Raw genomic sequence first — 12,005 nt, 5'->3', positions numbered from 1 at the left:
AATTTAAACATGTTAAAAAAACTATTTTGTTTCTTCTTACTTTTACCCACAATGGCTTTTGCTGCTGCTTTTGTTGAAGGCAAAGATTATGTTGTGGTCTCCAATCCTCAGGCAGTAAAGAGCAAAGCGCCTATTATTCAGGAATTTTTTAGTTATGGTTGCCCTTGGTGTTATAAAATAGAAGCACCTCTACATCAGTGGGTAAGCACCTTGGGGAAAGGAGTTCAGTTTGAACGTATTCCCGTAGTATTTAAGCCCAGCTGGGAATTGTATGCTAAAGCCTATTATACGGCGAAAACCCTCGCGCTGTCGGATAAATTAAATCCCGTGTTATTCAAAGCTATTCAGTTAGATAGAACACCTTTAGAATCAAAGCAAACGATGATTAATTTCTTTGTTTCGCAAGGCGTTGATCGAGAAATTGCGAAAAGCGCGTTTGAAAACTCACCCACCATTGATATGAAAGTACAAAGTGGAATGTCCTTAATGGGTGCTTATCAAATTAGTGCTGTTCCCGCATTTGTGGTCAATCAGAAGTACAAAACTGATTTGCAATTAGCAGGTAGCCCTGAGCGTTTGATGGAAATATTGAATTATTTGGCGAAGAAATCAGCTTAAGAATAGTGAAGTCCTGGTTGCAAGCAACCAGGCTATACCAATTTAATGTTCGACTCTATACTCCATCTCCGGGGTTTTCTAAGCTTAAAATTCCCGTGTTAAAGTCATAGGCAAAAAGCTCGGCGTAGCGCCCCCAATCAATCATGGTGCGTAAAACACGCTCTGCTTCTTTTTCACTTAAGTAATCTTCGAGCTTACTTAAGAAACGCTCTTCCGAAACACGATGCCCCACCTTCTCATCTAGAATGCGGCTAATGTAACGAGCGAGGGGTACTTTTTCTAATAAACGTTGGGCGAATAATTGCTTACGCTCTTGTAAATCCGCTTCAGAGAATTGTTTACCTAAATCACTTAACTGAATATCCCCAGCTGAAACTTTTGCAAAACCTAAAATTTCTAAGGTCTCTAAGATTGGAAACAAATCATCAATATTCATCATCAATTCATCGGCTAATTCTGGCAAATCGATGCGTTCTTCAAACGATGTCATGGTCTCAATCAAACCGGTTAATTCAGAAGGCTCCACATCAGGCAGACGATAGCCTAACCCAATTTGGCGTTCCCGTTGAGCACGCTGAGCCTTTTCTTTAGGACCAGTCGTCATTAAGGTATAAATTTTATCAACCAAGGCACGAAATTCCGGTGATTCCGGATCGCGTGGTTGAGGTAAAGTTACGGGTAACTCAGCGCGAATGTAACCAGGATCATTACCAAAAATAACGATGCGATCCGCAAGGGTAGCTGCTTCATCAATATTGTGGGTTACTAATAAAATACCATTAGTATTCGTTTTCTTTTCTTTCCATAACTCCAGTAAATCTGATTTTAAGTTTTCCGCAGTCAACACATCCAATGCCGAAAAGGGTTCATCCATTAATAAAACATCAGGATTAATAACTAAAGCTCTGGCAAAACCAACCCGCTGCCGCATTCCCCCTGAAAGCTCTTTAGGAAAAGCTGATTCAAAACCATCAAGACCAATAATATCAATCGCCTCAATTGCCCGGTGACGGCGTTCTTCACGGCCTACCCCTTGCGCTTCCAGGCCTAACTCCACATTTTCCAAAACAGTAAGCCATGGCATTAATGCAAAGGATTGAAATACCATCGCAATCCCGGCAACCGGGCTGCTAACCGGCATTCCCCGGTAGGTTACTGTACCACTTGTGGGAGGGATAAGACCGGCAATGATTCGCAGTAACGTGGATTTACCCGAACCCGACTTACCTAATAATGCGACGATTTCACCTTCTTGTAATTTAAAATTAACATCTTCAAGCACCAGCAAATCTTGCTCGGAAGCTTTTTTGAAGGACTTACGTAAGCTTTCTATAGCAATAATAGTTTCAGGCATAATCGTCTCAAGCTAGCGAAAAGGTAAACAGACCCTAATTAAAATTAAACCGCTCTTCTGCCAAACGGTACAATGGGCGCCAAATAAGGTGATTAAACATCAGTACATACAAACACATCATTGCCGTACCTAAAGCAATTTTTGGGAAATTACCCGTTGCGGTACTGGCCTGAATGTATGCCCCTAAGCCCGTTGCTTTCAAGGTAGTATTACCCCAACTCACCCACTCAGCAACAATACTGGCGTTCCAAGCACCACCTGCAGCAGTAATTGCACCCGTAATATAGAACGGGAAAATCCCTGGTAAGGCTAAACGCTTCCACCAAAGCCAGCCTTTCAAACCAAAATTATTGGCCGCAAGATAAAGATCGCGCGGAATTGATGAGGCACCCGCGATGACATTAAATAAAATATACCATTGGGTACCCAAAATCATTAAGGGAGTTACCCAGATTTGAACATTTAAATTAAACTCAACAATAGCAATGACAAATAAAGGGTAGAATAAATTGGCAGGGAATGCAGCAACAAATTGAATTACTGGCTGAATGCGTTGAGCAAGACGTGGTCTTAACCCTATCCACACGCCAACCGGAATCCAAATTAACGAACTTAATATAATCAGAGCAATAACCCGGGTACCGGTGGCAGCTCCCAACAAAAATACATGTAGTATGTCACTCACTTTCAGTTCGGCTAAGATAAAGCGTAATAAAAACCAACCGCCACTAATCACACACACTAAGACCGTGATATTCCAAAAACGGTCTAGGAGCTTTTGTTTTTTTAAATCGATTTCCTTAATTACCTTAGAGTCACTGAGGCGAAACCAACGCGCATTGACAAAACTGTCAGTCAAGACATTAATCATCTCCGCAAATTGCTTCATGAGACGGCTACCACGCATCCAGTCAACCAACCAAGATTGGTATTCTGCGTCATCGGGCGATACTTCAAACTTAAACTTTTCAGACCAGGCAATTAAAGGGCGAAAAAGTATTTGATCGTATAAAAAAATTACGATAACCATCGTTAAAATCGCATAGCCGACCGCATGCAAATCTTTTTGTTGTATTGCCAAAGCAATATAAGAGCCCACTCCAGGCAAACGAATATTTTGATGCGCCACGGAAATGGCCTCGGATAAAACCACGAAAAACCAACTCGCGGACATAGAGATCATCATATTCCATAATAATCCTGACATCGAAAAAGGAACTTCTAATTTCCAAAAACGCTGCCAAGCGGAAAGACGAAACATGGAAGAAACTTCCTGTAAATCATGCGGAAGAGTTTTCAGTGATTGGTAAAAACCAAAAGTCATATTCCATACTTGAGCACAGAAAATAGCAAAAATTGAAGCACATTCAGGGCCTAATAAGCTGTGCGGAAATAAATGGATAAACCCGGTAACTGTAATCGATAAAAAACTTAAAACCGGTATTGATTGTAAGATATCAATCGCGGGAATAATTATTTGCTCAGCACGCCGATTTTTAGCCGCCAAAAGCCCCACGGTAAAAGTGAAGACGATAGAAAAGAACAAGGCAATAAACATACGAATTACCGTACGCAGTGCATAAAAAGGGAGATTTTCTGGCTCTAAAGAAATGGGTATTTGGTCTCCTAATTGATAAGGAGTTGCCATTTGTGAACCCGCCCAGCCAAAAAAGAACAGTACTGCAAAAATTAGGATTAATAGCAGTAAGTCCCAGCGATTGATAAATCGACCAACTCTATCAGGATTAGCAAAGTAGAACCGACTGTTGCGCACAATGCCCCCTTAATAACTTTGTCGATATAAAACACAATAGGATAGCATAAAATGCCGGGTAAGTCATAGGTAAACGCCTTGTATTCACGTGAACATTTTCCGCTAACAATTAGTTCTCTTTGCATTATTTGGTTTATAGAAGACGGGGTTACGGTGACTGCCCCCGGTAATTCGAGGGCGAGGCCCTTACACCCTGATGTATCTTCTTGTAAACCAGAAAGGGCATCCACACTAATATAAAAAGATTCTCGCCAAAATCGTAAATAGCTTGAGTAGAATGTGGCCGAACAATAAATTCAAAATAATTTGACTTAAAATTGAACTTTTAGTTCCGCATAGTGTCAAAAGGTATGAGCATTTCCCCCGAATGCTTAGCTTCGCTTTACCCCCTCTTAAGCGAAGCGCAGTTTGGATAAAATTCCAAACACGTAATTTGCCCCGGTGAGTAACCGGGGATTTTTTTATTTAAAAAAAATGAGCTACACTGAAGCTATTGAGTTTTAACGCAATCGAGAAAATACATGAATAAACACGTTTTGAATGCCACACGCTCACTGGTTGTCACTTTGGCTCTGGGTTCACAGCTAGTTTATGCTGGGCCGGATCAAGCACCTTTAATCGTTTGGGTTAATGAAGCTGTGGTCGCTACCTATAACTACAGCTATAAAAATTATTTGCAAGATCAAAAACAAATTGCCAAATATTTTACAGCCGATGCCTGGATTGCCTATACCAAAGCACTAAATACATCTCAATTACCAGAGGCAGTACAGAAAAACCTTTATTATGTCAGCGCAATACCTACAGAACCACCAGTAATTACGCCTATTGATGCCACCCACTGGAAAGCAGTTACCAGTTTATTAGTGGTTTATAAAAACCCGCAGTATCAACAACAACAAACTCTTAAAGTTACGGTAAACTTTGGGGTTGCTCCATCTGGCCAAGGGGTTCGTGGTTATAGCATCACCAACCTGCAAACAGTCGTCGCTAAGCCGCCTTGCCAATGTCCTATTGAAGAAGAAACGGCGCTACCTTCTAATGTAGGCAATGCCACAAAATAAGCCCCAACTGCAAAACAATTAAGATGCCGATTAAAATTAAAATCACATTTAATTTCTTCGGCATGGTCACATCTAAAGCAGATTGCTCGGGATGATTAGGATTATAATAAATGTCAATTTCTTCCTCCTCTTTAAACGCGATCGCCGCTTTATACGCTATACGGCGCGCATATTTGCTGTTAGGAGTATTATGTGCTGTATCTAAAAAAAGATATTCACCGACTAAATCCTTATCATGTACTTGGTAGGTATATTCAATTTTTGGCCAAACACTGTGCCCCGCTTTAGTCCACTCACAACTGGTTACGTGCCCTTTTGCCTTTAACCACGTTTTTGCTCGCACTAAAGATTGCCGATCACGCCAAAAGTGTATGAATATGCCCAGCAAAACTACTAACCATCCTAAATCCAGCATCCATCGCCAAACAGTAAGCCAAGTCATGCAGGCATCCTATAAATGTCATGTATTTTATACAGTATATAATGAGTTAGAAGGATTTACTCTAATAGCGGTTCCTTAAATTAACTATACTAACAATAGGTGCTAAAAGCAGAGAAATAAGATGCCTGGACTCAAGTGGCTCAAACAGTAAGGGCAAAGAATAATTCTGGCTTTAGGTAGGCGACTGGACTGTAAAGCCCAGCCTATATTTATGATATGCGTCATCCCGAACTTAATGAATCTTCGTACTTTTTAAAGTAGCATTTTCAAGTATCTTGAGTATAATCTTTCTCAATCAAGACGCGAAAAAAGGACACACGCAATGACTGCTAAAACCCCACTGCATGCGACCCATTTAAAATGTGGTGCTAAAATGGTTAATTTTCATGGATGGGAGATGCCGCTGCATTATGGCTCTCAACTCAATGAACATCACCAGGTACGTCAAGACGCAGGGATTTTTGATGTCTCTCATATGACCATAGTGGACATACTTGGCGCCGGTGGTCGTCTATTTCTACGTAAACTTCTAACTAATGATGTTGATGCATTAGAGCATAATGGCAAGGCGCTCTACAGCTGTATGTGTAATGAACATGGCGGCATCATTGACGATCTAATCGTCTATCAACGTGCTTCCGACAACTACCGCATCGTGCTTAACTCAGCAACGCGGGACGAAGATTTAGCATGGATACGACAAGTAAGTGAAGGCTTTGCCGTAGGCTTACAAGAACGCAGAGAACTCGCCATGATTGCCGTGCAAGGCCCTAATGCCATCGCGAAAACCTGTTCTATTCTTAATCCTGCACAAGTCGATGCGGTATCAACCCTTACCCATTTTGAGTGCGTTGATGTAGAACAATGTTTTTTTGCACGCACAGGCTATACCGGTGAGGATGGTTTAGAGATTATTGTTCCTCAAGATCAAGTAGTGCAATTATGGGATGATTTGGTGCAAGCAGGAGTACAACCCTGCGGATTAGCTGCACGTGATACATTAAGGCTCGAGGCAGGAATGCTCCTGTACGGCCAAGATATGGATACCTCCACCACACCATTAGAGTCAGGCTTAGCTTGGACCATAAAATGGGAACCCACTGATCGCAATTTTATTGGTATGGGCGCTTTAGTATCCCAAAAACAACTGGGTATTAAACGCAAAATGGTCGGGTTAACCCTATTAGATAAAGGGATTATGCGTCAAGGCCAGCGTGTAGTCATTAATGGCCAAGCTGACGGCATGATTACCAGTGGTAGCTTTTCACCAACCCTTGGACATTCAATCGCTCTAGCACGTGTACCCGTTGAAACAGGTACTGAAGTACTGGTTGATATACGAGGCAAATTAATTCCTGCAACCGTAGGTAAACCGCGTTTTGTAAAATATGGGCAAGCCATATAAGCAAAACCAACCGTCCCCTCACTAAACAAGGGGATTTTGATATACGTTAGAAAATTAAGGATGAATGCAATGAACGATTTGAAATTTACCTCAACCCATGAATGGCTTAAAGAAGAACAGAGTGAAGTCATCATCGGAATTACAGACCATGCCCAGCAATTATTAGGCGACATGGTTTTTGTCGAACTACCTGAGGTAGGTGATGCAGTAGAAGCAGGGGATGAATTGGGCGTGGTGGAGTCGGTAAAAGCAGCTTCCGATTTTTATGCGCCAATTAGCGGTGTCATTACTGCAATCAACGAAGCAGTTGTTGAAAATCCAGCTATAGTTAATACAGACCCCTATCACGCTGGTTGGCTTGTTAAATTAAAACCTAGCAACCTCAGCGAAATTGACAATTTATTAACTGCTGAAGAATATCAAAATGAGACAGCAGAGGAACACTAATCATGCCTTATATTCCCCACACACCTAAAGATACCCAACAGATGCTTGAAGCGATTGGCGTGCATGACACCCAGGCGTTATTTGATGAGATTCCGGCTTCCTTACAATATGCAGGTTTTCAACAAATTCCCTCAGGCCTCAATGAAATGGAGATGTTAAACGAAGCACGCACATTGGCTGATAAAAACCATAATGGAATCTGCTTTATAGGTGCCGGATGCTATGAGCATCATATTCCTGCCGCCGTGTGGGACATTGCATCTCGTGGTGAATTTTTAACTGCTTATACCCCTTATCAAGCTGAAGCCAGCCAAGGTACCTTGCAGCTATTATACGAATTTCAAACCATGATCTGTGAACTAACCGGCATGGATGTGGCAAATGCCTCAATGTATGATGGCGCAACCGCTCTTGCGGAGGCGGTTTTAATGGCCGTAAGGGTAAATAAGCACAGTAAGTCGAACCGTGTTCTGGTTGCTGGGACCGTTCATCCCTTATACCGAGAAACAATTAAAACCATTCTCAACACACAACATATTGAAATGGTTACGCTTCCTTTTGATGAGCATCGAGGAATTACGGACTCTGCAATCATGGAGAATTACACCGGTGAAGACATTACTGCGTTAGTCATTGCTCAACCTAATTTTTTTGGTTGTCTCGAAAACGTGGATCAATTAAGCGATTGGGCCCATCAGAATAAAGTAATTAGTATTGCCTGTGTTAATCCCATTTCCTTAGCGTTATTTAAACAACCTAGCCAGTGGGGGGCACATGGAGTAGATATCGTCTGTGGCGAAGGCCAGCCCTTAGGTGCACCGATGGCATCTGGTGGCCCCTATTTTGGTTTTCTCAGCACCCGGATGGCACATGTACGACAAATGCCTGGGCGAATTATTGGTTGTACCGTAGACAAGGACGGTAAACGTGGGTTTACCCTAACCTTACAAGCACGCGAACAACATATTCGCCGCGCGAAGGCCACTTCAAATATCTGTACCAACCAAGGATTGCTGGTAACCGCAGCCACCATTCACATGAGTTTGTTAGGTGCAGAAGGATTGCGCGAAGTTGCTAACCAATGCTATCAAAACACACATGAATTAGCCGAGCTCCTAGGTCAAATTGACGGCGTAGAGCGTGTATTTAGCGCCCCTTATTTCCATGAAGTAGTTCTCAAACTGAATAAGCCCGTTAAAGACGTCTTAGAGCAACTAGCAGTCGCAGGAATTACTGGTGGCTACGCAGTCGAAACTCATTACCCGCAACTGCAAAATATGCTCGTAGTTTGTGCCACAGAAATGCGTACAGCCGAAGATTTAGCTCTTTATGGCAAAACATTGCAAACCATTATGAGTCAACGAGGTGCCTAAATGTTTGTTGTTCAATTAACTTATTTGGTACCTAACACGGAGGTAGATAAGTACCTTAGTGCACATAGGGAATTTTTAGATTATTACTATAAGCAAGGTTTGCTCGTGGCTTCTGGCCCGATGAAACCCCGTACCGGCGGCATTATTATCGCAGCAAGTAATGACCGAGCCTATATAGAGTCCATCTTTAAACAAGATCCTTACTACTTAGCAGAAATAGCAAGCTATGAATTCATCGAATTCACTCCAGTAATGCATCGAGATGAACTCAAAGAACTTATTCAAAAAATGGAAGGCAAATTATGTTGATTTTTGAATTATCCCAAGAAAACCGCAGAGCAGCAGCCCAGGCACCCAAAACGGCCCCTAGCAAATATACTATTCCAGAGGAGTTTCAGCGCAAAACCCCTCCAAGAATGCCTGCTTGCTCTGAATTACAAGTAGTTCGTCATTTTACGCGCCTTTCTCATAAAAACTTTGCCATTGATAGCAATTTCTATCCTTTGGGTTCATGCACGATGAAATACAACCCTCGTGGCGTGCATAAAGCAGCCTCCATGCCTAATTTTCTTAATCGCCACCCCTTAGCACCGGAGCAAGACAGCCAAGGCTTTTTAGAGCCGCTTTATCGTTTGCAAGAGCATATTGCGGAAATTACAGGAATGGCAGGTGTTTCGTTGACTCCAATGGCAGGCTCACAAGGTGAATTTGCAGGCGTAGCCATGATCAAGGCCTATCATCAATCACGCGGTGATACTGCACGCGATGAAATGCTTATTCCAGATGCGGCTCATGGAACCAACCCCGCCTCTGCAGTTATGTGTGGATTTAAAATCGTTGAAATTGCCACTGCACCCGATGGTGACATTGATCTGGAAGAGTTGAAAAGCAAATTAGGTCCTAAAACAGCGGGAATTATGCTCACCAACCCGTCGACCTTAGGATTGTTTATGCGCCAAATTAAAGAAATTGCAGCGCTCGTACATCAAGCGGGGGGGTTGCTCTATTATGATGGTGCCAATCTTAATGCTATTCTAGGTAAAGTAAGACCCGGAGACATGGGCTTTGATGTGATGCACCTTAATTTGCATAAAACTTTTGCTACCCCACATGGCGGCGGCGGCCCAGGCTCCGGTCCCGTTGCAGTGGGCAAGCGCTTGTTACCATTTATGCCCTTACCAGTGGTCAAAAAGACGGATACTGGCTATCAATGGGCCACGCGCGTAGATTACCCACAAAGTATCGGACGCTTATCCTGCTTTATGGGTAATGCTGGTATTTTGTTGCGCGCTTATTTTTACATTCGTGTTTTAGGTAAAGAAGGTTTATTACGTGTATCTGAATACGCAACCTTAAATGCCAATTATTTATTAAAAGAACTCACCAAAATCGGATTTACAGCAGCATATCCAACACGACGCGCATCTCATGAATTTATTCTCACTTTAAACCCAGAGAAGAAAGCTTATGGTGTTACCGCCATGGATTTGGCAAAACGGCTGTTGGATTACCGCGTTCATGCTCCAACCACTTATTTCCCACTATTGATCCCGGAATGTTTGCTTATTGAACCAACAGAAACGGAAAGTAAAGAAGAGTTGGATAATTTCGTGCAGATAATGAAAACCGTTCGTCAAGAAGCAATGGATAATCCGCAATTACTCAAAGATGCGCCGCATAGCTTACCGGTAAAGCGCTTGGATGATGTGAAAGCAGCAAGAGAATTGGATGTAAATTATTTTGCCACGCAAGATAAGTAAGTCAGACAAACCTGGTTACTTATACAACAAAGTGATCCGTCATTGCGAGAAACGTAATAAGGAAGTAACCCTAGAGTCCGCTGCACATAACCCTGGGTTGCTTCATTTCGTTCGCAATGAAGAGAGTTTTTTCTGCCAATAAACGACCAAATCTCTTGATTGTAAACGTCCGATAAGTGCCCCTTCATAGTAATAAAACCACGTTTAAGCTATTATTAGCGTTCCTTCGCTTTTTGGAATTTATATCATGCATACTGCTATTATTATTCCTGCACGCTATGCGTCAACTCGGCTCCCCGGAAAGCCTTTGGCCCTCATTCATGGTCAAACCATGTTACAACGTGTCGTAGCGCTTTCACGTGCCGCGGCAGCAGGCCTAAATGATGTCTCAATTATTGTCGCCACCGACGATCAACGCATTGCCCAACATGGCCGAACACTCGCAGTGGAAGTGGTAATGACCTCCGCGAATGCCCTTACTGGCACGGATCGCGTTGCTGAAGCAGTACAACAAATGGCTCGCAAGCCAGATTTTATTTTAAATATGCAAGGAGACGCCCCCTTAACGCCGCCAGATTTCTTACGCGCCTTAATTGATGCCTTTGCCACCTCCCCTTGCGATGTGGTCACTCCCGTAACCCAATTGTCGTGGAAGCAATTAGATGAGTTACGCCACAATAAGCAAACAACACCATTTAGTGGCACGACGGCTGTATTTGACGCACAAAGCGGAAAAGCATTCTGGTTCAGTAAAAACATTATTCCGGCCTTACGGAAAGAATCCGAATTACAGCAAACAACGGATAAAAGCCCCATATTTCGCCATATAGGCTTATACGGGTATTCCTTAGCCATGCTAGAAAAATTCATCACGCTGCCAGAAAGCACCTTTGAACAACTCGAAGGCTTAGAGCAACTACGCATATTGGAAAACGGTTATAGCATTCGTTGCATACCGGTAGACTACAAAGGTCGAGCCAACATGTCTGGGGTGGATAGCCCTCAAGATATCGCTCGAGCAGAAGCCCTAATTAGCCAACACGGCGAATTACTACCTATAGAGGCTTCCTAGATCATGACAACACGATTATTAATCGCACGCCACGGCAACACCTTTGCTGCCGGAGAGATAGTTCGACGTGTGGGAACTACCGATTTGCCTTTAGTTGAAAGCGGGCTACTCCAAGGATTCGCACTGGGAACCTATTTAAGGCAAGAGCAGCTTATCCCTGATGTCATTTTTACCTCGACCTTGCAACGCACCATTCAAACCGCAGAACAAGCTCAAAAAGCCATGGGCACACAACTCCCAATGGAACGCTTATCCATTTTTAATGAGCTCGACTATGGTCCTGATGAAAATCAACCAGAAGAGCAGGTCGTTGCGCGCATTGGCAAAGAGGCCCTCGCAGCCTGGGAAGCTCAAGCCCTCGTCCCCAATGGCTGGCATGTTTCTCCAGCGGAGATAATTACTAACTGGCAACATTTTGCAGCACATCTCTGCCAACAGCATCAGGGAAAAACCTGTTTAGTCATTACTAGTAATGGCATTGCCCGTTTTTCTCCCTATCTTACCGGTGATTTTGCCACGTTTAGCACCCAATACCCCATTAAAATTGCGACGGGGGCTCTTTGTATTTTTACCCATGAAACGGACTCGGCAACATGGGATTGTTTGGGTTGGAATGTGAAGCCACCGAAGTCTAGGCTGGACTGAAACGCCCAGCAAACTCCTTTGTGTCCTGCCCAATGCTGGGCTCAACAGCTC

The 12,005-nt window shown here is 43.1% G+C and carries 12 protein-coding genes; 9 read left to right on the top strand and 3 right to left on the bottom strand.

Features of this window, described 5'->3' with window-relative positions:
* Positions 1–9: 9 nt before the first annotated feature.
* The gene (locus E1P08_RS07605; RefSeq protein ID WP_133136434.1) at positions 10–618 is read left to right on the top strand and encodes a thiol:disulfide interchange protein DsbA/DsbL; all 609 of its coding nucleotides are present in this window, start codon (positions 10–12) and stop codon (positions 616–618) included.
* 55 nt (positions 619–673) lie between these two features.
* Here the strand turns inward: E1P08_RS07605 and E1P08_RS07600 are convergent, their stop codons facing one another.
* A complete protein-coding gene (locus tag E1P08_RS07600; protein WP_133136433.1) occupies positions 674–1,972 on the bottom strand; it encodes an ABC transporter ATP-binding protein in 1,299 nt (432 codons plus the stop codon).
* A 34-nt stretch (positions 1,973–2,006) separates the two neighbouring features.
* Positions 2,007–3,746 carry an ABC transporter permease gene (locus E1P08_RS07595; protein WP_133136432.1) on the bottom strand — a complete coding sequence of 580 codons (1,740 nt, stop codon included), beginning with the start codon at positions 3,744–3,746 and terminating at the stop codon, positions 2,007–2,009.
* A 521-nt stretch (positions 3,747–4,267) separates the two neighbouring features.
* Here E1P08_RS07595 and E1P08_RS07590 point away from each other — a divergent pair.
* Positions 4,268–4,810, top strand: coding sequence for a DotI/IcmL family type IV secretion protein (locus E1P08_RS07590; RefSeq protein ID WP_133136431.1), 543 nt, complete (start codon positions 4,268–4,270; stop codon positions 4,808–4,810).
* Here E1P08_RS07590 and E1P08_RS07585 read toward each other — a convergent pair.
* Positions 4,785–5,252, bottom strand: coding sequence for a DUF3592 domain-containing protein (locus E1P08_RS07585; protein WP_133136430.1), 468 nt, complete (start codon positions 5,250–5,252; stop codon positions 4,785–4,787). The genes E1P08_RS07590 and E1P08_RS07585 overlap by 26 nt on opposite strands.
* 322 nt (positions 5,253–5,574) lie before the next feature.
* On the opposite strand from E1P08_RS07585, the gene gcvT reads away from it, so the two are divergent.
* The 7 genes from gcvT (at position 5,575) to E1P08_RS07550 (ending at position 11,954) form a co-directional block, all read left to right on the top strand.
* Positions 5,575–6,657, top strand: a complete 1,083-nt coding sequence (gcvT, locus tag E1P08_RS07580) for a glycine cleavage system aminomethyltransferase GcvT (RefSeq protein WP_133136429.1) — start codon at positions 5,575–5,577, stop codon at positions 6,655–6,657.
* Between the two features lie 69 nt (positions 6,658–6,726).
* Complete coding sequence (gcvH, locus tag E1P08_RS07575) at positions 6,727–7,104, top strand: glycine cleavage system protein GcvH (RefSeq protein ID WP_133136428.1); 378 nt, start codon at positions 6,727–6,729, stop codon at positions 7,102–7,104.
* Positions 7,105–7,106: 2 nt separating this feature from the next.
* Positions 7,107–8,477: an aminomethyl-transferring glycine dehydrogenase subunit GcvPA gene (gene gcvPA / locus E1P08_RS07570; RefSeq protein ID WP_133136427.1), complete on the top strand. Its 1,371-nt coding sequence runs from the start codon at positions 7,107–7,109 to the stop codon at positions 8,475–8,477.
* A complete protein-coding gene (locus E1P08_RS07565; protein WP_133136426.1) occupies positions 8,478–8,786 on the top strand; it encodes a YciI family protein in 309 nt (102 codons plus the stop codon). It begins immediately after the preceding gene.
* Positions 8,780–10,237, top strand: a complete 1,458-nt coding sequence (gcvPB, locus tag E1P08_RS07560) for an aminomethyl-transferring glycine dehydrogenase subunit GcvPB (protein ID WP_133136425.1) — start codon at positions 8,780–8,782, stop codon at positions 10,235–10,237. Before E1P08_RS07565 ends, gcvPB begins: the two co-directional genes overlap by 7 nt.
* Positions 10,238–10,484: 247 nt before the next feature.
* The gene (gene kdsB / locus E1P08_RS07555; RefSeq protein ID WP_133136424.1) at positions 10,485–11,309 is read left to right on the top strand and encodes a 3-deoxy-manno-octulosonate cytidylyltransferase; all 825 of its coding nucleotides are present in this window, start codon (positions 10,485–10,487) and stop codon (positions 11,307–11,309) included.
* Between the two features lie 3 nt (positions 11,310–11,312).
* Positions 11,313–11,954: a histidine phosphatase family protein gene (locus E1P08_RS07550; RefSeq protein ID WP_133136423.1), complete on the top strand. Its 642-nt coding sequence runs from the start codon at positions 11,313–11,315 to the stop codon at positions 11,952–11,954.
* Positions 11,955–12,005: the final 51 nt, after the last annotated feature.

Origin of the sequence: Legionella rowbothamii, from assembly GCF_900639985.1 — a bacterium.
Lineage (GTDB): Bacteria > Pseudomonadota > Gammaproteobacteria > Legionellales > Legionellaceae > Legionella > Legionella rowbothamii.
This window is presented reverse-complemented; position numbering and strand designations above follow the sequence as displayed.